Genomic DNA, 22106 nt, shown 5'->3' on the forward strand with positions numbered 1-22106 from the left:
AGAGACTCTTGTTCTTTTCGGAGATTTCCGATGTTCAGAAACCTTATCTGGATATTCCTGTTTTTTTCTTTCAGCGCCTTAGCAGAAAACACCACTAGCCAGTCCCTGCCAGCAACCGAGCTTGTTGCTTCACAGGCTTCGGTCATCAGCAATATTGAAGCTGCCAGCAAACGGGTGGTTCAGATGGAGGCCAACTGGGAGGATACCAGTTCTGAGATGACCCGCGATTTAATTCAGCAACAAGTCGTTTCCGATATTCGCACCACTACTGGTCTGGTTAATGATTTCCTTGACCAGGTTCAGGCTATTAATACCCCAGAGACCATAAAGCTGGGTGAAGAGGTGGTGAACGCAGAAAACCGCTTTTTTGAAGCCCGGCTAACCCCCGCCTCAACTGATCTGCGCAAACTGTTTGAACAATATGAGAAAGCCAGTGCCGATGAGCAGTTACTGGTGTTGTTCAACATCAACGACTTCTACGCCTACATAAACTGGCTGTTGAATGAACGGCTGGATAACCTGAAATTACTGAAAAGCTGGAAGGTCAATAGCGCCGCTGCGCAACAGCAACTTGACCGGGAGATAACCCTTTACGCTGAGTTTATGGCTACCTATCTCCGTAATAATAACCGCCAGAAAGAGTTGTTACAGACGGAGCTGAAATCCCTTCCTGCAGATGCCCGAAGTTCTTTGGAAAGTAAAATTGCCACTCAGGACCGTCTGGTTCGCAGTGCCGTGGCGAATCTGAAACAGATCGTGATAATGATGCAAGAACAGGGACTGCCGGTGGAACAGTATAATGAACTGATTTTCAAAACTACCGGTAATCTGGCAGAAGCCGTCGTTAACATCGAAACATTGCACACGGTCATTGCCGGACTCTGGGGTGATTTGATTCATTGGTTTAAATCCAATCTGGGCGGCATACTCTCCCGCCTCTTACTGTTTGTCGCTCTGATGGCAGTCACCATAATGCTATCTCGTCTGGTTCGGCGGGGGATATCCCGGGCCGTTACTCTAAAGAAAGCTCGTTTCAGTACATTGGTTCAGGATTTCTTTATCAGTGTTGGCGGTAACCTGGTGGTGGTTTTCGGCCTCCTGTTTGCCCTGGCACAGGTGGGACTGGATTTAACACCGGTACTGACCGGTCTGGGTGTGGCCGGTATCGTTATCGGTTTTGCCCTGCAGGATACCCTGTCCAATTTTGCCTCCGGTATGATGATCCTGATCTATCGCCCTTTTGATGTGGGTGACTATGTTGAGGCCGGAGGTGTTGCAGGCAAAGTGGGCAAAATGAGTCTGGTCAACACCACAATTCGCACTTTTGATAATCAGGTCTTTATGGTACCCAATGCCAAAATCTGGGGAGAAACCATTAAGAACATCACATCGGAGCGCATCCGCCGGGTCGATATGGTCTTTGGGGTTGCTTATGGAGACAATGTTGAGCAGGTTGAAAGCCTTCTTGAAGATATTGTCTGCAGCCACCAGAAAATACTGAAAACACCGGAGCACATCATTCGTCTGAATATTCTCAACGAGTCATCTGTGGATTTTGTGGTTCGTCCCTGGGTAAAAACTGACGACTACTGGGATGTATACTGGGACATCACCCGTGAGGTGAAAGTCCGGTTTGACCGGGAAGGTATCACCATTCCATTCCCGCAACGGGAGCTTCATTTTTATAGCAAGGCGCCAGCAGACCTGCCGGGCGAGCAGGTAACAGGCTGTCAGTGAGCAATTCTGTAGGCCATGGTTCAAACTCCTGAACCGAACACCTCCATTTAGCAATGAACTAAATCATTTCTTCGTTGTCAAAGATATTAGGACTTTAGTGTCATATTTATACAAGCACGCTCTCCTGAGATTACCTGAAATACTCTCAGGCAGGATTCAACGTGCTGACTAAATATGCTGACTTCAAAAAGGTATTAACAGCAAGCATAAGAAATGGAGGATAAGAAATATGTATACTGAACCTGCAAGCTTTCAACCCGGCACAAATCTCCAATTCCCGGCAGGAGAGTCTACTGAAAGAGTTTCTGAAGTAGGGAATACCAAAACATTTTTGGGTAACCCCTCAAGGCTTGTATCATCTTTGTCATTAGATTATGAAGATGATTCAAAACTTTTTAAACCAATCGATATCAATGGGAAACCGATACAGACAGCTATTACGTCCAGGTGTGTATTATCTTCTGGTGCGGAGTTCACTCATGACGACCCTAATGAAAAGGTGGATTCATGCGTGCAGAAGTCGAATATAATGAATGGGGGAAACGATGGTGTTGGAATTGGCGCAGGCTTTCCTGTCCTCTTTGACTCAATTTTTAAAAAAGTCTCATACCACGATAAGTGTGTTTTTAGAGATCATATCAAATCTTTACACCAGATAACCCCCCCTTACAACGCCTTCCCGAAAAGTCTCAGTACTAAACCCTTTGCTGAGCAGTTCGCCGAAAAAACAATTCACTGGCTCCAGCTTGTTAACACACCATACGATCAACGGGGCTCAGTCACGACAAGCTTTTGTCACCAAGCGGATAATTGTTGGGCAGAAGAAGAAAAACGTCTGGGTATTTTTTATCGGGAGGATTATCTGGCCCTCGAACTTCGCAAGCTGACAAAAAGTATCTACCTCGGGGCGCACTCACTACCGGAATATTTTGACACGATGAACAGGCGTAGCTTTGTAGCAAGGGATAATGGGCATAAACCAAGTGAGTGTCTGAATGCTTTTTTTCATGGCCCCACCACTGCAGACTGTGCAATGACCCTTTTGGCCTGTCAGTATCGGGCCATAGAAACCATCATTGGCACAGACGAATTCGACCGCATCTTTGGCGCACCGATCTCAAAGTTTAGAATTTCCTGCGACCTTTTCAGTCACATCAGCCATGTTTATGAATCCTTCCAAGAACTCGCAAAAGAAGGCGAATCTTTAAAACTGACCGATTTTAGCAACCCTCTCCATCATCTGTTTAATTATCTTGAGTTTTACAAAGGTTCAGGGAGCACTGAGCAGTCAGAACAGCAGATAAAAAAAGGTGATTTCCTCTATATTCAGGGCGTAGAGGGCTACGATTTGAAGCACGCAAATGGTCGTTCTGTCGGTTTCAATCTGGTATGCACCGGGCAAAACAGCAGCGGACAGAATCTCTATCTGGGGTTTGGTCCGGGTGTATTTGATGAGCCGAAAACCTACGATCAGGTCAAAAAAATACTGATTGATGGCTACAATAAACCACAGACTCCTGAGACAATTTTTGCCATTAAAGAGGGGAGAACGAACTATACAGAGCGGGCCAGCGATATCCTGCCCTATGACCACCCTATTGGTGGTATCCTTATTGCGGCTCGCTTTAATACTGAGTTCTGGGAATATTTTTTGTCCCAGTGCGATCAAGTCTGGCACCGTCAACCGCTTTTGTCTGTCACTGCGACTATGGAACCAAAGCCGGTGCATTACGGGTCAGAGCTCCACACTGAAAATCTTGATGCTGATATAGATCAATACAAACCCTATTCAACACAGCAGGAACTCATGCATGAGAAGGCCCTGAAGTTCACGCACGCTGTGATTAATAATCAGGGTGAAGCCCGGTGTAAAAAGTCCATGGGACTATTCCTGACCGGATCACCAGGAATAGGAAAAACACATCTTTGTGCAGCTGTTACCAAAAAAGCAGCCAAGTATGGTGTCAACACCCTGTATCTGGACGCAGATAAGTTAGGTGAGCTTTATCAGCACTTACAGGCTGATATAGTGCGATGGTATGTAAAGATCGACGAAATGCTTGCCGGTAAAGATTTGGTGGTCATCGATGATGCCCGCAGCGATGGCTTTAGCAAACAACTTCTGGCAAAAACAATGAAACATGTGATGAATTATGATAAGGCCATCATGGTCAGTTCAAATCATCATATTCCTGTCAAAGCTGCATTCCCTTGCAATATCGATCCCTTAACCGACTACGCACATAATTTTCTTTATCTGAGCGATTTGCAGGGAGACAGTCACCGTTCCCGATGGTGGCACAGCCCTGAAGTACAGGCTGCTGATGCAATATCGCAACTGGCTCAGTATCACGGCCGCAATGCGGCAGCAGTGATCACTGAACACGCAGTATCAATAGACGAATTGGTCAGAGTACTCAGTATTCCGGCCGAACAGATCCGCCAGGTGGGGAGCCCCTTTTTACCCGGAAGATATGTTGTAAGCCCGGATTACGATCTCAGAGATTTAACCAAAACACAGCATCAGGCTGTTTTTATGGAGTGTGATGTTATTGATGATGATACTCATATCAAGCAGTTCTTAAATGTTATTCAGAGAGTACACAACGAAGGCTTGAAGCTGGTGGTCAAAACCAATGACCGCTTATTATTGTTAAAATCTGTACGGGTTTTTTTAAATCAGCCATATTTATCTCTTAACTATAATGAGGTCTGTGTCAGGGAGCGGCTAGCGCATATGTTCCCGGACTTTGCGGAGTTCGGACTGCAGGATCAGCTCAAACAGCAAAGTTTGCCGGGAGCGTTTGGTGGGAACCCATTCAGCAATGTGAAAAATCCGGATCGTGGCTCCTTCCAATCTAAAAAATAACTTGTGTCAGTTGAGCAAAAACGAATATTATTCGTTTTTATTTCCAAGTATTAGCGTCCTTATGTCCAGACAGCAGAAACGTATTCAGAGAGAAGCCGAGATCGTTGCTGCCACACTCCTTCTGATGAAAGAGAAAAGTTTCCTCGATCTGCGAATGTCCGATGTTGCCCAGGCGGCAGAGTGCTCCATGGGAGCCATCTATTCTCATTTCTCCAGTAAAGAAGATCTGCTTCTGGGGTGCGCTTATTTTCTGGCCCGGCAAAAAATTCAGGTGCTGCATCGTGTTCTGGATACGGATCTGGCTTCAGTCGAAAAGATGGTCATGATCTGTCTCTGCCTCTGGCAAGTGAATCAGGATAATCCGGAGCACTTTTCACTCAGTCAGCTGGCCATGAACCCGAGTATCTGGCAAAGAGCCTCTGCCAATCGCAGCAATGCCATGAATGAGTTGGGTAACTATATTGACAATCAGCTCAGGGCTCTGGTTCGGCTGACGCTTGTTGAGAATGGCTATGAAGGCGTTTCTGATGCGCTGGTTGCTGAGCTGTTGATGGGGCTTTGGGGCTTGTCCTGCGGTCTTTATCAGATTAAGGAGTCAGGCTTTGGCGTTTTCAATGCAGACTTTCGAGAAGACGACGGAGTGGATCTGCACTTGTCAAATATTGAACGTTATCTGGCGGGTTGGAATCTTCATTCTGTCGTTCCCAGATCACGGCTTAATCAGCTGGTGGGCGTTGTGACTAGCTATACAGTCCTTGAAGCAGACTACTGAAAGTCTTACTTTAACACGGTTTGATTTGCCATTTCTGAAATGTGCAGCTGGCACAGAGTGTTTTTCTTTGCTTATTGCTGTTTATGTTGATCCCCTCACGCAGGGGATTTTTTAGGCTGTTTTGCGAATGATATTCGGGGTTGGGATGCCCTGTGTCCGCGAGGGAGAAAGTTTATGAAATCGATGTTCAGCCTGCCCAAAGGTAAGGCTTCAATCAATAACAACAAGTTGGGTTACTCGCCATTCCTTCTGACGTCACTGGTCGCTGCGGTTCTGGTTCTTTCAGGTTGCTCGCAGCCACAGGAAGAACAGAAAGTGGTGACTCGTCCAGTGAAGCTGTTCAAGGTGGAAGATTCCAATGCCGGCAACTTACGACAGTTTCCGGCCAAGGTCTATGCCAGCAAGGAAGCCGAGATTTCTTTCCGTATTCCCGGCGAACTGGTGGAGTTTCCTGTCAAACAGGCTGAAGAGGTTAAGAAAGGGCAGTTGCTGGCCAGGCTGGACGACCGTGATATTCGCAATGAGCTGGCTGCCCGACAGGCAGATTTTGATCTGGCAGAAACGGACAATAAACGGATTAAATCGCTCTATCAGAAAAAAGTGGTCTCTCAGTCCGAGCTGGATAACTCCAACGCCAAACTCAAGTCAGCCAGAGCCGCCCTGGAGTTGGCCAGGGATAAATTGAAGTACTCTGTACTCAAGGCGCCGTTTGATGGTCGGGTTGCCCAGACTCTGGTAGAGAATTATCAGTTTGTTCAGGCGCAGCAGGCCATTCTTATTCTGGAGGGCAGCAATACCCTGGATGTCAGTATTCAGGTTCCGGAGAGTATTGTCGCCAATGTCCGGGAAGAGGAGGTGGATTTCAGCTATCAGCCGACGGTCACTTTTGCCGGAAGACCCGGTACGGAATACAAAGTCAGTTACAAAGAGCACGCCACCAGAGTGAGCCCCGGTACCCAGTCCTATGAAGCCGTTTTCACCATGCCTATTCCTGAAGACTTAACGGTTTATCCCGGCATGGGCGCAACCCTGACAATGGATTTGGCAAAAGTTTCACCGGGAAGCAACGGCGGTCAGCACTTTATTGTGCCTCTGTCGGCGGTTTTGAAAGACAATACCAGCGGCAGGGAGCAGGTCTGGATATACGATGAGCATAATAACACCGTGAATCCGGTTGCAGTGACCACAGGTACCATTCTCCAGTCGGGTATCGAAGTCACTTCAGGGCTCAAAGAAGGTGAGCGCATTGTTTCAGCCGGTGTTAATCGGCTGCGCCCCGGCATGACTGTCAAGCCACTGCAGCGTGAGCGGGGGCTGTAAGCATGAATATTGCTGAGTATTCGATTCGAAACAAAGTGATCAGCTGGATGTTTGTGGTCCTGCTGCTGATTGGCGGTACGGTATCCTTCTTTGGTCTGGGCAAGTTGGAGTTCCCGGAATTTCCGATTCCCCAGGCGATGGTCAACACGGCGTATCCCGGAGCTTCACCCCAGCAGGTTGAAGAAGAGGTCACTTTACCTTTGGAACGGGCCATTCTGGAGATGGAATACGTGAAGAATATCGATTCTGTCTCCAGTGCCGGTCTCTCCCAGATCATGATAGAGCTGAAAGATGAGTTCACGGCCAGCGATCAGCCGCAAATATGGGATGAGCTTCGCAGTAAGGTCAATGATACCCAGTCGTCTATGCCTCCGGGTGTCTTGCCTTCGAGTGTCAATGATAACTTCAGTGATGTCTTTGGCATCATGCTGAACATCAGTGGCCGCGACTTTAATTATCGTGAGCTGGAAAGTTATGGCGACTTTCTTCAACGTGAACTCTCTCTGGTCGACGGCGTCAAGAAAGTCAGCCTGGCGGGTACGGTCGATGAACAGGTGGTTATTGAGATTTCTCAGCCCAAAGCCGCCGCCCTGGGTGTCGATCCGGCCTATATCTTCAGTTTGATCCAAAATCAGAATGTTGTGTCCAATGCCGGAAAGATGTTTATTGATGGCTTTTCGGTACGTATTCATCCCACGGGAGAGTTCAGGGACATCAGTGAGTTGAAAGAATTGCTGGTCAGTTCACCCGGCACCACTGAACTGATCTACCTGGGTGATATTGCTGATGTTCACACTACCTTTGATGACACGCCTCAAAACCTTTATCGAAGTAATGGTGAGCAGGCGATTTCTCTGGGCATCTCATTTGCCAAGGGCGTGAACGTAGTGGATGTGGGAGATGCCGTTAATGCCCGTCTGGCCGAACTGGAGTCAAGCCGGCCTGTAGGGATCGATGTTACCACTGTCTATGACCAGCCTGAAGTGGTCAGAGCTTCAGTAAATGGCTTTCTGATCAGTCTGGCTGAAGCTATTGCCATTGTCATAGTTGTCTTGCTGTTTGCCATGGGTCTGCGTTCCGGTCTGTTAATGGGTGGTATTCTGTTGCTGACCATTCTGGGCACTTTCATCGGCATGAACTTGCTGGGAGTCGATTTGCAGCTTATTTCACTCGGGGCATTGATCATTGCCCTGGGGATGCTGGTGGATAATGCTATTGTGGTCACCGAAGGGGTTCTGGTGGGTTTGCACAGAGGGCTTTCCCGAATGGACGCCATCAGGCAGGTGGTGGTTCAGAATCAGTGGCCTTTGCTGGGCGCGACAGTGATTGCCATTATCGCCTTTGCGCCCATTGGTCTGTCACCTGATACCACCGGTGATTTCATGGTTTCCCTGTTTCAGGTGCTGTTTTTGTCCCTGATGATCAGCTGGGTTCTGGCTCTCACTTTGACACCTTTTTTCTGTCATCTGGTATTCAAGGAACCGTCCGAGGCCATGGTGGGCAGTGAATCTGATCCCTATAAAGGCGCTCTGTTCTCTTTTTATCGCTGGTTTCTGAACAAAGCCCTGAAGCACAGAATTATTTCTCTGTTATTGACGGTGGCCGCTCTGGTCACGGCCATTGTCGGTTTTGGTTATGTTAAGCAGTCTTTCTTTCCTCCTTCAAATACACCGATCTTCTTTGTCGATGTCTGGATGCAGGAAGGCAGTGATATTCGTGCCACTGAAGAAGCCATCAAGCAACTTGAGCAGGATGTACTGACTTACGAGGGCGTCGTGAATGTCACTTCGGTGATGGGCAGGGGGGCTCAGCGTTTTATTCTGACATATGCTCCGGAAAAGAGTTACAGCAGCTACGGACAGCTGATTATCGAGGTTGATGAAAGGGATCGGATGAAAGCGCTGATTGGTCCCATGGAAAAGGCTATGAACGCCAAATACCCGGGCATTGAATTCAAGTTCAAGCTGTTGCAGAACGGTCCTTCACCCGCCGCCAACATAGAAGCAAGGTTCTACGGCTCAGACCCCGCTATTCTTCGGGAACTGGGCGCCAAAGCCATGGCCATCATGGAGGAAGAGCCCTCAGCCGTAGACGTGAGACAGTCCTGGAGAGAGCAGGTTACCATTGCCCGTCCTCAGTTTGATGAAGCGGCAGGCCGCCGAAGCGGTATTTCAAAACAGACGCTGGATGAAGCCTTGCTGGTGAACTTTACCGGCAAGCAGGTGGGTGTGTATCGGGATGGCAGTCATCTGTTGCCGATCATAGCCAGAGCTCCGGAGGAAGAACGCCTGAACGCCAATACCCTGACCGATCTTCAGGTATGGAGCCAGGAGCGTAATGCCTTTGTGCCAGTAGCTCAGGTCGTGAGCAGCTTCGAATCGGCTACAGAAAATCCGCTGATTGTGCGTCGTAACCTGAAGCGTGTTCTCACGGTCATGGCAGACGCAAGACCCTTCACAGGTGAAACCCCCGAATCGGTTCGATTGAGGCTCAAGGATAAAATTGAGTCCATCAGCCTGCCAGAAGGTTACACCCTGGAATGGGGCGGTGAATTCGAAATGTCCAGTAATGCCCAGAGCAGCATCTTTAAGTCATTGCCGATGGGTTACCTGATAATGTTTATTATTACGGTTTTGCTGTTCAGTACGGTTCGGCAGCCACTGGCTATCTGGTTTACCGTACCTCTGGGTGTCATCGGGGTGTCGGCAGGTTTGCTGTTACTGAATATGCCTTTCACATTCACAGCGCTGCTTGGTTTACTGAGTCTTTCAGGTATGTTGATCAAGAATGGCATTGTCCTGGTGGAACAAATCAACATTGAAGAAGAGAAAACCGGCAACCTTGCCAGGTCCATTGTTGATGCTTCTGTCAGCAGGGTACGCCCGGTTTGCATGGCTGCATTGACCACCATGCTGGGTATGATACCGCTGGTGTTTGATGCTTTCTTCAGTTCAATGGCGGTGACTATTATCTTTGGTCTCGGCTTTGCAACCGTTTTGACACTGATCGTACTGCCTGTGACTTATTCGCTGCTTTACAAGGTTCGCTATGACGGATAAGGCCGTTGCTCTCTAAAAAAACGAGCCGTGACTTTCAATAGCACGGCTCTTTTTTTATACAAGGATGTTCAGTTTTGAGTCACCACTGGCTCATGAATACTCTGGTCATTTCGAAGGGCGTAGTAATAAAGGTTGTTAAAAACCTCCGGGTAATCCACACCGGCAAATTCCAGAATTTCAGCCAGCTGACGTGCAGTGTAACCCTGACCCAGTAAAGTGCTCACGCTCCCTTGGAAATCTTCTTTGGAAGTAATAAATGCCCGGTAGTAAGGACGACTGGATACATCGATTAAACCCTGGGCATAAGAGGGAATCAATTTCAGCATGGCGCTTTTCAGCGATTCAGGGTCGATCAGTGTACTGGATTCAATTCTGGTCAGGGATTCGGCCTGGTGGCAAGAGCGACGTTTGGCGGGATCACTGGAGGGTTGAGGCGTCATTCTCTTGCAGGCCTTAATCTGCTGTTCGAGTTTGGGCATGATTTCAGTGGACTCCAGGGAAGGCGTAATCTGTCCTGACAGGCTTTTCTGGCTCCACTCGGCCAGTTTGTCCTGCATGCCATTTTTGATACTCAGGAGTGTCTCAGGTCCAAAACCTTCACGGCCCAGCCTCATCATCCACTGTGCCAACAGTGTCTCATTAATTTTTTCAACGGTATGACCCGGCTCCGCCAGCATCTCTTTCAGATAAGACAGGTAGAGGCTTCTGATTTGAAAACGATAGCCTTCTGTCACCATCCCACTGGGGCTGTTCAAATAAGCACTGGCCATCATTCCATAGCGCACCGCAGCAGAAACCAGTGGCAGAGGAGATTTATCTGAGAGTTCGGGTTGAGTGGCAGATTCAACGGTCATTTCAGCCTTTACGGGGTCAACCGGTTTTATAGGTTTTTGGTTAGCTTGTATGACAGGAGAGAGAACCAGAGCAAGGGAAAGCAAATACTTTTTATTCATCACATTATTCATCTGGACATCCATTAATCAGTTGCAGGGAGACGTTAGATTTGTATCGGCAAAAGTGGATAGGGATGAGGCTTGCGAAAGAGGTTTTTATTTATTTTTTTGTAAGGAGTGAACGAAGTATCGTTTTGTTGGTCTAACCTATATCTGGTTTTTTTTAGAGTGTTCAGATTAAATTATGTTGTTAAGAAATAGTCATCGAATTGCCGGTCTATCACTACTGGCCGTCACGCTGCTGCAGGCAGGCTGTGCAGGCAGGAATGCACATCCGGTTGCTGTACGACAGTACGGGGATATCAATCGCTCTTGTGAAGCTCTGGAAAACGAAATAGTCTTTATCGAGGAGGAAATCAGAAGGCTGGTTCCCAAGACCGATAAAACCGGTAAAAACGTAACCCTGGGGGTGGCCGGTGCGTTTCTCTTGGTTCCCTGGTTCTTTATGGACCTCAGTCAGGCAGAGCAGATTGAAATTAATGCCTTTCGTCAACGTTACAATTACCTGCTAGGTCTGGCACAGAATAAAAACTGTAGCAGCACTTCAAGAGTGCCCATTCCTGAATTCAGTAATTCCGGTTCAACCCGATAGCAAAAGCCATTCAACAACCGCAAATGCAGATTCAACGAGCGATGGATCTGCAAGTGCCGAGAAAATACCCATCAACCCGATGAAGTGACAGCAGGGAATGATGAAAAATTCTGGAGAAAAAAGACAGGGTCATGATCAGGGAAGCCGGGAACCATTTCCCGGGCCCTTCTGATTGAAGCCAACCAGAGCTGACCAGGTGCACGGAAAGCATAGCTTTCATCACTGTCATATCGGGTACTGAAATTAAATGACCGATCTGTTTCCCTGTCAGGTTCGTCGCCTTAATCAGACATTGTTTCTCGTAGGAGTTTGATTGCGGGACTTGCCACGGGTCTTTCCAGCATTGCGTTCGGTAGCAAAATTGACTCGAAGGGGTCTGCCATTCAATTCTTTACCATCCATAGTTAAAGCAGATTGAGCGTTATCACTTTCTGCAAAAGTAATAAATGCAAAACCTCTGGAGCGACCGGTTTCCCTGTCGGTAATCACGCGAATTTCATCGATCTCACCAAATTGCTCGAAGGCTTGCTGAAGGTCACTTTCATCACTGCTGAAAGGAAGGTTACCTATAAACAGTTTATTCTGTTGCATGGTAAATAGGTCTCCAATTATCCAAAGCTACTGTAACCCGGAATCGAGACACACAACTTGGCTCGAACAAGGCATTGGGCAGCATCATTATTTAAATTCAGGACGACATCTAAGGGCTTTCAGCAGAAACCCGGCAGAAACATTTTGATCTCTCTTGTTGTTATGAAGGGAGGGGCCAATGGCCTCTTTGCACAGGGTTTCCGGAATCATATCCTGAATGTTCTGGTTTTCGTGAACGGAGCACTCAGTGCAGCCAGACAGTCCATATTCTGACGTCATGAGTATCATTATTATCATGGCCTGTCAGCCAAGCCATGCATCCAGATTATAACCTCATTGCTTTATGTCAAGTATGAAGTTGAAACGGATGATATTTAGTGACATCAGTGAAGGTAAAGCTGCAAGGCTCAATAGCTTGATATCGAAAGATACTCTCTGTCGGGGATTTTGATACAGGAGCGACTCCTGAAATCATATGATCCTGATTTTTTTCTTGGCTTTCTGTTGTGTTATCTTCCACGAAGAGTGACACAAGAATCGAGACCAGCAGCGTCAACGGAAGCCCATTGAGCATTGGGCTGTTAATGAATCGGGACATTTCGGGGCTCATATTGATGAAAAAACTGGCGCTCAATGGATCAGCCAAAAACCGGGGGCGTATCCATGGTGAGCAGATGCGCGATGAAATCAGCGCAGTGCTGGATTACTACCGGTCACGTTTTCTTAGAGACAGGGAACGTTTACAGTCTCATCTTGATCTGCTGATGCAGAAAGTTCTGTCATTCAGACCGCACTATAAAGTGGAGATGGATGCTATTGCCGAAGCCGCAGACATTGAGCCTTTCTGGATTTATTGCATTAACGCCCGCAGTGAGCTTATGTCCTCGCCCATTGAGTGTTCTTCTGTCGCATTCCCAAGGCAGGGGCTGATAGGGCAAAACTGGGACTGGGCTGAAGCACTTGCAGGCAAGTTGGCCCTGGCAGATGTTGAACTCGAAAACGGTCATCGATTTCTGACCATGACCGAGCCGGGTATGCTGGCCAAAATCGGAATGAACTCTGCGGGGCTGGGCGTCTGTCTGAATATTCTGCCCGCCACTCGAAAACTGACCGGCTTACCTGTTCATATTTTACTGAGAGCATTGCTGGAATCTCAAAGCCTTCAGGAGGCCCGTTCCCTGATCGAGGCTCACGGGGCAGGCAAGGCCAGTCACATTATGGTCGCGGATAAAAATGAAACCATAGCGGTTGAGTTGGCACCTGATCAGCCCTGGTTCCAATCCACGGAACAGGCTACTTATCTGCATACCAATCATTACTTTCAGCCGGGCCAGGCCCAGCCAACTTCATCAAAGCCGTGTACTGAGACCCGGCTCAAACGGCTAGAGGATGGGTTACTGTATAACCCTCAACTGAACCTTAAGACCATGATGCAAATGCTTGATAATAATGAAAAACCTTTTCCGGTTCTCAGGCCCTACAGTTATCATGAGCTGACCGGAAATGCGGGAACTCTGGTGACCCTGATAATGAATCTTGGTAAACGACAAATGTTGTTGAGAGAGGGGCACGACCCTGAGCAGGGTTTTGAGAGTTACCGTCTGGCGTAATATTCAATGCTGGGACCCTGTGTGGGTTGCATGGTATCTTGAAATAAACCGTCAGCTGCTCTGCGCGCAGAGCAACTATTGATGAGACTGTCAGGAGATTAAACGGGAGTCGAATGTCCGAACCGATCACCAAGAAGCGTAAGCGAGCCGCAAAAGAAAAGCCGATGCTCAAAGCCATAACGGGTATTCGTGATGCGGACTCTGGCGCAGGGACTGAAGAAGCCAGTGCTCTGGTACTGAGACTGAGAGAAGCGGGTATGTTATTCCTGCTGGTGCTGGCTGCTTTTACTGCATTGGCGCTGTTTTCTTACAGCCCTACAGATCCCGGCTGGAGCTACGTGGGCCATGAAGGAGAAGTGGCAAACAGCACAGGCAGAGCGGGAGCCTGGTTCAGTGATGTCCTGTTTTCCCTGTTTGGTGTATTTGCCTGGTGGATACCGGTTCTGCTGGTCATCAAAACGGTGCTGGTTTTTCAATATCGATACAGTGCCTGGCGCTGGCAACCCGGCTGGTTTGTTATGCGCTCACTGGGATTACTGCTGGCTCTGGCTACAGGGGCAGCATTGGCTGCTATTCATCTGGAAACAGTCGGCAGAGGCTTGCCTGCCCGCAGCGGTGGTATTCTCGGTCGCATGATTATGGAACAGTCACTGCCTGTTTTTAATCTGGTCGGCAGCACATTGATTTTGCTGGCCATTTTTCTGGTGGGATTCACTTTATACACCCATCTGTCATGGTTTCAGGTTCTGGATACAATCGGGCGGTTATTAAAGATAACTTTTGCCAGAACAGGCAGGGGTATTATCCGGTTGGTTGCAATCATCCGGGCTCGCATCGCTGATTGGAAAGAGCTACGTGAAAGGGATCGTGAAGCCTTTCAAGCCGCTCAGCCTGTGCCGGAGCCTGCCGACTTTGCTCCAAGGCAGCGTCAGGAGCCTGTAGTGGTTCTCCCGGCTCCTGAGCCCGAATCAAAACCCACCAGACTCGGCAAAATTGCCGTGCCCGGGAAAAGCCCTTTAGCCGATATAGAAGATGCCATTGAAATACCGCCGGAAGGTGAACTACCCGGCGTGGGCTTACTCGACAAAATCAAAGATCATGGCAACGGTATTAACCAGGAAGAGCTGGACATTGTCTCCCGCCTGCTGGAAGCCAAGCTGGCAGACTTTGGTGTTAAAGCTGAAGTGGTCGCTGTGCATCCGGGTCCGGTGATTACCCGTTATGAGATTCAGCCTGCGCCCGGAGTCAAGGCCAGCAAGATTTCCAATCTGGCCAGGGATCTTGCCCGTTCTCTGGCTGTGGTCAGTGTCCGGGTGGTTGAAGTGATTCCTGGCAAGTCAGTGATGGGCATCGAAATTCCCAACGACGACCGGGAAACGGTGTTCTTTGCAGAATTGATTGCTTCCAGAGCTTACGAACAAGCCGCATCCCCTCTCAGTCTGGCGCTTGGACATGATATTGCCGGTCAGCCGGTGGTGGTAGATCTGGCAAGAATGCCGCACCTGCTGGTGGCAGGGACTACCGGTTCCGGTAAGTCGGTTGGCGTTAATGCCATGCTGCTCTCCATGCTCTTCAAATCCGGGCCGGAAGACGTTCGTCTGATTATGATTGACCCGAAAATGCTGGAACTGTCGATTTATGACGGTATTCCGCATTTGCTATCTCCCGTAGTGACCGACATGAAAGAAGCCGCCAACGCCCTGCGCTGGTGTGTGGCGGAAATGGAACGTCGCTACAAGCTGATGGCGGCTCTGGGGGTCAGGAATATTGCTGGCTACAACAAAAAGGTCAAAGATGCGGCGGCTACGGGCGAGCCTTTGCGTGATCCATTCCATGAAGCCATGACCCTTGGTGATCTGGCCCCTGAGCTTGAATCACTGCCGTTCATTGTCGTGGTGGTGGATGAGTTTGCTGACATGATGATGATTGTCGGTAAGAAAGTCGAAGAACTGATTGCCCGGATTGCCCAGAAAGCCCGTGCGGCGGGCATCCATTTGATACTGGCAACCCAGCGTCCTTCGGTGGATGTCATTACCGGCCTGATCAAAGCTAATGTTCCGACCCGAATCAGTTTCCAGGTGTCCAGTAAAATTGACTCCCGCACCATCATTGATCAGGGTGGGGCAGAACAATTGCTGGGTCATGGCGACATGCTCTACCTGCCGCCGGGAACCAGTGTTCCTATTCGTGTTCACGGTGCTTTTGTCAGCGATGATGAAGTGCACCGGGTGGTTGCTGACTGGAAGAAGCGGGGCAAGCCTGATTATGTGGAAGCCGTTCTCAGTGGCGCCGATACGGCCTCTGACGGCAGTGCTTTCAGTGGTGGACTGGATGAAGATTCAGAGCAAGACGCCCTGTATGATGAAGCGGTCGCCTTTGTGACTGAAAGCCGAAGAGCGTCAATTTCGTCAGTGCAGCGTAAATTAAAGATCGGTTATAACCGCGCTGCGCGTATCATAGAAACTATGGAAGTAGCCGGTGTGGTGAGTCCGGCAGGTCATAATGGTAATCGTGAGGTGATCGCACCACCTCCCGTGAAGGGTTGAAGTTGAGTGTTTAATAAAATTTCCCAAGTGGTTGTAATTACTGCTATTTTCAATGTCTCAGCGCAGGTCATGGCTACCCCGCTGGAAAATGTTTCAGCCACTACCCTGAAGGCTCAACCAGTCAAGAAGCTGGATGTCAGCAAGGAGCTGAACGATGAGAAAGCCTCTCAGGCTCTCGCCAAAAAACTGCAGTCCATAAAAAGTCTGAGTGCTCATTTTCAACAGCAAGCGGTCTCTTCTGATGGTCGTACCAAGACAGAATCCGGGGAGATGCAAATGAAACGTCCTGATCTTTTTCGCTGGCTAACCAGGGAACCTTTTGAACAGGAGATCGTTGCCCAGGGCAATAAAGTCTGGATGGTAGACCCTGAACTCCAGCAGGTGATCATCCAGAAGCAGGATGCGCGCATGGCCAATACGCCAGCCAGACTGCTGACAGGGAATGCCCGTGAGTTGCTGAAACAGTACAAGGTTTCTGTCTATAGCAAGGATCGCAATGAGAGATTCACTCTGACACCCAAAGAGGCGTCAGACCTGTTTGAGAAGCTGGATATTGATTTTCGCCAGGGGAAGCTAAGCGCTATTGAGTTGTCTGATTCTCTGGGTGGCAAGCGCAGAATCCTGTTCACCGGGGTAAAGGAAAACACGCACCTGAATGACAGCCTGTTCAAGGTAAAACCTCCCAAAGGTTTTGATGTCATTGATGAGACCCGGGGTTAGCTGTGTATTCTGCCGGTTTGTTTGACGACGAGTCATCCCGATATGAGCCCCTTGCCGCGCGCATGAGGCCCCGCAATCTGGATGAGTACCTGGGGCAGGAGCATATACTGGCCAGGGGCAAACCTCTGCGTGAAGCTTTGCAGCAGGGTGCCATTCACTCCATGATTTTCTGGGGGCCACCGGGGGTCGGGAAAACAACCCTGGCCCGGTTGGTTGCCGGTGTCTGCGATGCCCACTTTGAAACACTGTCTGCGGTACTCTCTGGTGTCAAAGACATTCGGGCTGCGGTCGCCAGAGCCCGGGATGAGCAGATGACCCGTCAGCGCAAAACCATTTTGTTTGTGGATGAGGTGCATCGTTTTAACAAGTCCCAGCAGGACGCTTTTCTGCCCCATATTGAAGATGGCACCATCACCTTTATCGGTGCTACTACCGAGAATCCTTCCTTTGAGTTAAACAACGCCTTGCTCTCCAGGGCCCGGGTTTATGTATTAAAACCGCTGACGGAAGATGCCCTCAGAGAAGTGCTCCATCAGGCTCTGTCTGACGAACGGGGTTTTAAGGGCAGTCCTGTTTCGCTGGAGCCTGAAGCCGAAGATATTCTGGTGCGTTATGGCGATGGCGATGCCAGACGGGTTCTGAATACTCTGGAAGTAGCGGCAGATCTCAGTGAGGATGGCCAGATTAAAGTGGCAACGGTGACCGAGATTCTCGCCGACAGTGGCCGACGTTTCGACAAGGGCGGTGATGCATTTTACGATCAGATATCAGCCTTTCATAAATCCGTAAGAGGTTCTGATCCCGATGCCGCACTTTACTGGGCTGCCAGAATGGTGGATGGTGGCGCTGATCCACTCTATATCATTCGCAGACTGGTAGCGATTGCCAGTGAAGACATTGGCAATGCTGACCCAAGAGCGCTGGAGATGACCATGAATGCCTGGCAGGCTTATGAGCGGCTGGGCAGTCCGGAAGGGCTGCTGGCTCTGGCCCATGCCACGGTTTATTGTGCCTGTGCGCCCAAGAGTAACGCCGTCTACCTGGCCTGGAAGGCGGCGATGGCCGATGTCAAAGGAAACCCTTCCTTTGACGTTCCGAACCATCTCAGAAATGCTCCCACCCAGCTGATGGGATCCCTGGGCTACGGTTCTGAATACCGCTATGCTCATGACGAGCCCAATGCCTATGCAGCCGGTGAATGCTATTTTCCGGAGAATATGGAGGCCCGAAAGTACTACCAGCCCAATGATCGCGGGCTGGAAATCAAAATTCGGGAGAAGCTCGAGAAACTGGCGCAATGGGATCAGCAGAGTCCTGTTCGCCGACGTCAGGAAGACTGACCCATACTGATTCTCGTAACAACTGAAAGATAGCCAGCATGGGGCCCGATGAACCTCACACATGATGAAGGTACTCTGCAAGCGCAAAGTTTCCCCGGGTATTTAAAATGAAGTTCTGGATATTCCTGTCCAGCCTGCTGATGTCAGGCATAACCCTTGCCGGTGAATATCGCACCTGCTCAATCAGTCATGGTCAGATCAGCCAATGTGGTGGCAAGTATACCGGTGCAGCGGTGATTGAAAATAATGGTGCCTACCGTCAGTGCGAAATCATTCAGGGAAGGGTTTCTGGTTGTGAACAAAAATACAGCGGGTCGGCTATTGTTCCGGATAAGGGTATTCACCGCCAATGTAAAATCACCACAGGGTCTGTTTCTTTCTGCAGTGACAGGTTCAGTGGGACGCTACCGGTTTACAGATAATACTCAAATCGCCTGAAAAACCATGATCGCTGCCGGATAGTCCGGCAGCTCTTTCACTATCTGGTGATCCAGCAGCTGCCACCGAGCCTGCTCACCTATTTCACAAAGCTGCGCAATACTTTCCGGGAAGTCGAACTGGCTGACGTGATCCAGAACAAGGTTCTGCCAGTCGCCCTGAAGTTCCGAAATACTTTTGAAGTACTGGCCAACTTTTTCGATGTATTGATCCCGACTCTGTTGATCAAGCCTGATGGCATCAATCATCACAAACAGGCTGTTGGGGTCTGCCTTGTTCCTGAGTTCCGAGAAAAGCGCCTGTTTTTCCGACAGGGAGCCATGATGAATGGCGAAACTGCTGAAGATCAGGTTGTAGGAGCCTCTGCCTGGCAGGGGTTCGAAAATATTACTGAGAAAGAACTGTGAATCAACACCGGGTTTTTGCATGTTTTCTTTGGCCATGGCTAAAACAGATTCAGCAAGATCGACTGCCGTGTAAGAGGTTAGCGATAGCTCTCTGGTCATCTCTGCTGCCAGTGACGCATCGCCACAGCCAAGATCAAGCAGATTTACTTTTTGATCGCCGTAGTGCTGCATGAGTTTACGGGTAGCAAGACGCATCAGCTGCTGGTGGCCCATGACATTGTTATCGACCAGCCAGCGGTAGCACTGCCATTGTTCATTAAAAATATCGACTTCTGAACGATGTTTCATCGGCTTACCGGGGTGTACTCTGATGATGGAATGAAAGACGGGAGACCCACTGTTATTGAAGCAGGTCAGAGATATCTGTCCAGTCGGCTGACCTGTTTGTCCCACTGCCAATGCCTGGGAGCTCGCGGAATCTGGAAAACATGGAATAAGGCGCACTTCCGCTGCAAATCAGAGCATCAGGCGCTGGTCGAGATCAACCTTGAAGCTCATGGTCGTCGATGACATCGATCATATAGAGCACATAAGAACCGCGTTGGCGATTCAAGCTGCAACAGTGAGCTTAACACCCAGTGATTTCAGCAGGCGGTGAACCGTATCCCAACGGGGCTGCACCCTGCCATTGAAGGTTTTGTAAAGGCTCTCCCGGCTCAGCCCGGTTTGTCTGGCCAATTGAGCGACCCCTTTTTTCTTAACCACATCACCCAGAGCCAGCACGAAAACAGCTGGGTCGTCGTCCAGATAAGCTTCAGCCAGAAAGTGTGCAATCTCGTCATCGGTTTCCAGCATTTCCACAGGGTTAAAAGGTTCAAGTTTCAGTGCCATCGTCATCCCTCATTTGTTCTATCAATGTGTGGGCTTTGAGAATATCCCGCTTTTGGCTGCTTTTTTGGTGAACCGTTCTGGCAGTTCAATTGAAGCAGGTCAGAGATATCTGTCCAGTCGGCTGACCTGTTTGTCCCACTGCCAATGCCGGGGAGCCCGTGTTATCTTGGCACAGATCAAACACTATTAGTCTGGTCACGCCTGACGTAGCAAAAGCGGCTACGGGCAGAACTGTGACCAGAAAACAAACAGGAATTATGATGCAAGCTACACACTGGATAGCCGTCGCTGCGGGTGGTGCACTGGGAGCCCTTCTCAGAGCATTTGTCTATGAGCTGTTTGTGCTGACCCGTAATCCTCATCTGCATCATTTTCCGACGCTGACGGTTAACCTGGTGGGATCAGTTATCATGGGAGTTTGCTGGTACCTGCTGACAGAAAAAGCCATGTTATCACCCACCTGGAAGGTCTTTGTGATGACCGGTTTTCTGGGCGCACTGACCACTTTCTCAACCTTCTCTCTGGATCTGATGAGATTGCTTCAATCCGATCAGCTTCTGACTGCCCTGGCCTATGGGCTTGGCAGTGTTCTTGTTTGCCTGCTGGGAACCTGGCTGGGTTATCAGGGGGTCCGCTGGGCGCTTTAGAACCTGGATACAGGCTCAACCGTTTATCGCTATTTCTGCACCTGCCAGTAGATTGTCCTATGCTTCCGGGGTTTGTTAAGGAAAATATTCTTTAAAGAAAAGGAGGTATAGGATGTATCTTTTTCGAATAATTAGTTCCGTTTTTGTCAGTCTTGTGTTGGTTGCTTCCTGTTGGGGCAGTGTTGATTCACCTGAGCAGAAAGCGCTCAGGTACGCCCGGGAAAATCTCAACAGACTCTATTTTGACTACGTCTTTGCAGAAGAAAACGAGAAGCTGTTAAAAGCCATCATGGTTTCTGTAAGGCGACTTTATGACCACTATGAGCTGGATCATTGGCTGGAAGGCCACTCTGCAACAGGCAATCAGACCGAAGCCCGACAGCAGCTTCTCACCGGGCTGGTCCAGCAGGCAACCCGGCATACTATCGCAAAAATCAATGGTGACGAGGAGCTGGATGGCAGTGATCGTTCCATGTTTCATCTCCTGGAGGCAGTCAGCAATGCGCCATCCATGCGGGAATCCCAGGATGTTGCTCACTGGTTCCACACCCGGCCCTTACTGCTTCAGGGGGTTCTGGCTGAAGATCGCATGGATTCCATGGAAAGCCTGATTCAGGAGGCTGTGCAAAACAGTTTCAGAGAATTCCCGTCCAACCAGCTTTCCCGGGAGCAATTAGCTCAGCAAATCGGTTTTATTCTCCTGGAAATGCAGGAGCGTTTTCTGCGTGGCAAGGTGCTTCGTTCTCTAAGCCACAAGGTAGATCGGCAAAAGCAGAACCCGAAGATTGCCAGAGACCCGGCATTTAGCATTTACCTGTCCCTGCTGACTAAAACCTTTAACAGTCATCCCACCCTCTGGCATACAGACAGCAAACGTCGTCAGTATCAGGAAAATCTCTCCGCGCTGTTTATGAAAGCCACAGATCGTGAAGATTATGGTCATGAGTGGTACCAGCAGATCCGCAGGATTCTGGCTGTTGAAAAGATGGTGCCTGTTACACCACCACCGCCGCCCGTTCAGAATCCGGGCAGCCATCACAATCGGCATGAAAGTAATGGGGAAGCCTGGTATCAACCCACTGTGTTAAAAGCAGCGCTTGGGATGGGGGCTATGCTTGGCGTGTTGACCTGCGCTGCGGTTTACATGGCGATCTCCTTCGAATATGACACAGAATCGGGCATCGACAAACCCGGGCGGAAAGGTCCCCAGGGAAGGAACTTGAGACCTAACAGCGCTGAAGGGAAGCAGGTCAGTTTCATGCAGTCTCCACAGCCAAGGCTATACATCTATTCGTGGGAAGAAGGCGATATCTGGGCAGTAGAAGAGGAAAGACGCCTGAGAAGACAGGAGGAAGAGGCTAAAAGACAAGCCACTCAATCAACTCATCATCAAGACGGGTCAGGGGAGGCATTTGGCTCCATTTTCAGTCCTCCAGGCAGCGGTAATGGCGGCAGTGGTTATGGCAGCTCTGGTGGTTATGGCAGCTTTGGTGGTTATGACAGCTTTGGTGGTTATGACAGCTTTGGTACACCCTCTACTGAACAAGTTCAGAGTCGGGATGCGGTCTGGGAATGAAGTCATGTATCTGTTTGATTCTACGTCTGTGTGCCCGACATTGTTCCTGTCTGCCTGCCGGGAGCCAGTCTGGGTTATCAGGGTATCCGGCCGCTCTT

The 22106-nt window shown here is 49.4% G+C and carries 19 protein-coding genes; 14 read left to right on the forward strand and 5 right to left on the reverse strand.

The genetic code is table 11. The features are described from left to right. The first annotated feature begins 30 nt into the window (after nucleotides 1-30). From ACO6V5_RS04910 to ACO6V5_RS04930, 5 genes are all read left to right on the forward strand, one after another. Nucleotides 31-1737 (forward strand): mechanosensitive ion channel domain-containing protein, encoded by a 1707-nt coding sequence (locus tag ACO6V5_RS04910; protein ID WP_422412784.1) that lies wholly within the window; start codon nucleotides 31-33, stop codon nucleotides 1735-1737. A gap of 529 nt (nucleotides 1738-2266) precedes the next feature. Continuing rightward, nucleotides 2267-4606, forward strand: coding sequence for an ATP-binding protein (locus tag ACO6V5_RS04915; RefSeq protein ID WP_422134065.1), 2340 nt, complete (start codon nucleotides 2267-2269; stop codon nucleotides 4604-4606). Nucleotides 4607-4667: 61 nt separating this feature from the next. Further along, nucleotides 4668-5378: a TetR/AcrR family transcriptional regulator gene (locus ACO6V5_RS04920; RefSeq protein WP_422134064.1), complete on the forward strand. Its 711-nt coding sequence runs from the start codon at nucleotides 4668-4670 to the stop codon at nucleotides 5376-5378. Nucleotides 5379-5552: 174 nt separating this feature from the next. Continuing rightward, complete coding sequence (locus tag ACO6V5_RS04925) at nucleotides 5553-6698, forward strand: efflux RND transporter periplasmic adaptor subunit (RefSeq protein WP_422134063.1); 1146 nt, start codon at nucleotides 5553-5555, stop codon at nucleotides 6696-6698. Nucleotides 6699-6700: 2 nt separating this feature from the next. Further along, the gene (locus tag ACO6V5_RS04930) at nucleotides 6701-9757 is read left to right on the forward strand and encodes an efflux RND transporter permease subunit (protein ID WP_422412788.1); all 3057 of its coding nucleotides are present in this window, start codon (nucleotides 6701-6703) and stop codon (nucleotides 9755-9757) included. 68 nt (nucleotides 9758-9825) lie between these two features. On the opposite strand, the gene ACO6V5_RS04935 is transcribed toward ACO6V5_RS04930, so the two are convergent. Next, on the reverse strand, nucleotides 9826-10722 hold the full coding sequence (locus tag ACO6V5_RS04935) for a hypothetical protein (protein WP_422412790.1): 897 nt from the start codon (nucleotides 10720-10722) through the stop codon (nucleotides 9826-9828). 172 nt (nucleotides 10723-10894) lie between these two features. Here ACO6V5_RS04935 and ACO6V5_RS04940 point away from each other — a divergent pair, with 172 nt between their 5' ends. Further along, entirely contained in the window at nucleotides 10895-11302 is a 408-nt protein-coding gene (locus ACO6V5_RS04940) for a hypothetical protein (protein WP_422412792.1), read from the forward strand. Nucleotides 11303-11587: 285 nt separating this feature from the next. Here ACO6V5_RS04940 and ACO6V5_RS04945 read toward each other — a convergent pair whose 3' ends face one another. Continuing rightward, a complete protein-coding gene (locus tag ACO6V5_RS04945; RefSeq protein WP_422134059.1) occupies nucleotides 11588-11893 on the reverse strand; it encodes an RNA recognition motif domain-containing protein in 306 nt (101 codons plus the stop codon). 87 nt (nucleotides 11894-11980) lie between these two features. Further along, nucleotides 11981-12172, reverse strand: a complete 192-nt coding sequence (locus tag ACO6V5_RS04950; protein WP_422138175.1) for a hypothetical protein — start codon at nucleotides 12170-12172, stop codon at nucleotides 11981-11983. Nucleotides 12173-12459: 287 nt separating this feature from the next. Between ACO6V5_RS04950 and ACO6V5_RS04955 the strand changes: the two genes are divergently transcribed. From ACO6V5_RS04955 to ACO6V5_RS04975, 5 genes are all read left to right on the forward strand, one after another. After that, nucleotides 12460-13503, forward strand: coding sequence for a C45 family autoproteolytic acyltransferase/hydolase (locus tag ACO6V5_RS04955; protein WP_422492059.1), 1044 nt, complete (start codon nucleotides 12460-12462; stop codon nucleotides 13501-13503). Between the two features lie 113 nt (nucleotides 13504-13616). After that, nucleotides 13617-16049, forward strand: a complete 2433-nt coding sequence (locus ACO6V5_RS04960) for a DNA translocase FtsK (RefSeq protein WP_422412795.1) — start codon at nucleotides 13617-13619, stop codon at nucleotides 16047-16049. 6 nt (nucleotides 16050-16055) lie between these two features. Next, nucleotides 16056-16769, forward strand: a complete 714-nt coding sequence (lolA, locus tag ACO6V5_RS04965) for an outer membrane lipoprotein chaperone LolA (RefSeq protein ID WP_422134055.1) — start codon at nucleotides 16056-16058, stop codon at nucleotides 16767-16769. Nucleotides 16770-16831: 62 nt separating this feature from the next. After that, on the forward strand, nucleotides 16832-18109 hold the full coding sequence (locus ACO6V5_RS04970; RefSeq protein ID WP_422137118.1) for a replication-associated recombination protein A: 1278 nt from the start codon (nucleotides 16832-16834) through the stop codon (nucleotides 18107-18109). Between the two features lie 107 nt (nucleotides 18110-18216). Then, a complete protein-coding gene (locus tag ACO6V5_RS04975) occupies nucleotides 18217-18531 on the forward strand; it encodes a hypothetical protein (protein ID WP_422134054.1) in 315 nt (104 codons plus the stop codon). Between the two features lie 3 nt (nucleotides 18532-18534). On the opposite strand, the gene ACO6V5_RS04980 is transcribed toward ACO6V5_RS04975, so the two are convergent. Beyond that, nucleotides 18535-19242 (reverse strand): class I SAM-dependent methyltransferase, encoded by a 708-nt coding sequence (locus tag ACO6V5_RS04980; RefSeq protein WP_422134053.1) that lies wholly within the window; start codon nucleotides 19240-19242, stop codon nucleotides 18535-18537. Nucleotides 19243-19272: 30 nt separating this feature from the next. Between ACO6V5_RS04980 and ACO6V5_RS04985 the strand changes: the two genes are divergently transcribed. Beyond that, the gene (locus ACO6V5_RS04985) at nucleotides 19273-19464 is read left to right on the forward strand and encodes a hypothetical protein (protein ID WP_422134052.1); all 192 of its coding nucleotides are present in this window, start codon (nucleotides 19273-19275) and stop codon (nucleotides 19462-19464) included. A gap of 39 nt (nucleotides 19465-19503) precedes the next feature. On the opposite strand, the gene ACO6V5_RS04990 is transcribed toward ACO6V5_RS04985, so the two are convergent. Further along, complete coding sequence (locus tag ACO6V5_RS04990; protein ID WP_317146204.1) at nucleotides 19504-19785, reverse strand: addiction module antidote protein; 282 nt, start codon at nucleotides 19783-19785, stop codon at nucleotides 19504-19506. A gap of 257 nt (nucleotides 19786-20042) precedes the next feature. Here ACO6V5_RS04990 and crcB point away from each other — a divergent pair, with 257 nt between their 5' ends. Together crcB and ACO6V5_RS05000 are read left to right on the forward strand one after the other, a co-directional pair. After that, nucleotides 20043-20432 carry a fluoride efflux transporter CrcB gene (crcB, locus tag ACO6V5_RS04995; protein WP_422134050.1) on the forward strand — a complete coding sequence of 130 codons (390 nt, stop codon included), beginning with the start codon at nucleotides 20043-20045 and terminating at the stop codon, nucleotides 20430-20432. Between the two features lie 112 nt (nucleotides 20433-20544). Beyond that, nucleotides 20545-22008, forward strand: coding sequence for a hypothetical protein (locus tag ACO6V5_RS05000; protein ID WP_422412837.1), 1464 nt, complete (start codon nucleotides 20545-20547; stop codon nucleotides 22006-22008). Nucleotides 22009-22106: the final 98 nt, after the last annotated feature.

This window comes from Endozoicomonas sp. ALD068, from assembly GCF_049310145.1.
Classification (GTDB): Bacteria; Pseudomonadota; Gammaproteobacteria; order Pseudomonadales; family Endozoicomonadaceae; genus Endozoicomonas_A.

Coding starts and splice junctions, on each gene's coding strand:
- ACO6V5_RS04910 (WP_422412784.1), top strand. CDS start 31: ATGTTCAGAAACCTTATCTGGATATTCCTGTTTTTTTCTTTCAGCGCC.
- ACO6V5_RS04915 (WP_422134065.1), top strand. CDS start 2,267: ATGAATGGGGGAAACGATGGTGTTGGAATTGGCGCAGGCTTTCCTGTC.
- ACO6V5_RS04920 (WP_422134064.1), top strand. CDS start 4,668: ATGTCCAGACAGCAGAAACGTATTCAGAGAGAAGCCGAGATCGTTGCT.
- ACO6V5_RS04925 (WP_422134063.1), top strand. CDS start 5,553: ATGAAATCGATGTTCAGCCTGCCCAAAGGTAAGGCTTCAATCAATAAC.
- ACO6V5_RS04930 (WP_422412788.1), top strand. CDS start 6,701: ATGAATATTGCTGAGTATTCGATTCGAAACAAAGTGATCAGCTGGATG.
- ACO6V5_RS04935 (WP_422412790.1), bottom strand. CDS start 10,722: ATGAATAATGTGATGAATAAAAAGTATTTGCTTTCCCTTGCTCTGGTT.
- ACO6V5_RS04940 (WP_422412792.1), top strand. CDS start 10,895: ATGTTGTTAAGAAATAGTCATCGAATTGCCGGTCTATCACTACTGGCC.
- ACO6V5_RS04945 (WP_422134059.1), bottom strand. CDS start 11,893: ATGCAACAGAATAAACTGTTTATAGGTAACCTTCCTTTCAGCAGTGAT.
- ACO6V5_RS04950 (WP_422138175.1), bottom strand. CDS start 12,172: ATGACGTCAGAATATGGACTGTCTGGCTGCACTGAGTGCTCCGTTCAC.
- ACO6V5_RS04960 (WP_422412795.1), top strand. CDS start 13,617: ATGTCCGAACCGATCACCAAGAAGCGTAAGCGAGCCGCAAAAGAAAAG.
- ACO6V5_RS04970 (WP_422137118.1), top strand. CDS start 16,832: ATGAGGCCCCGCAATCTGGATGAGTACCTGGGGCAGGAGCATATACTG.
- ACO6V5_RS04975 (WP_422134054.1), top strand. CDS start 18,217: ATGAAGTTCTGGATATTCCTGTCCAGCCTGCTGATGTCAGGCATAACC.
- ACO6V5_RS04980 (WP_422134053.1), bottom strand. CDS start 19,242: ATGAAACATCGTTCAGAAGTCGATATTTTTAATGAACAATGGCAGTGC.
- ACO6V5_RS04985 (WP_422134052.1), top strand. CDS start 19,273: ATGAAAGACGGGAGACCCACTGTTATTGAAGCAGGTCAGAGATATCTG.
- ACO6V5_RS04990 (WP_317146204.1), bottom strand. CDS start 19,785: ATGGCACTGAAACTTGAACCTTTTAACCCTGTGGAAATGCTGGAAACC.
- crcB (WP_422134050.1), top strand. CDS start 20,043: ATGATGCAAGCTACACACTGGATAGCCGTCGCTGCGGGTGGTGCACTG.
- ACO6V5_RS05000 (WP_422412837.1), top strand. CDS start 20,545: ATGTATCTTTTTCGAATAATTAGTTCCGTTTTTGTCAGTCTTGTGTTG.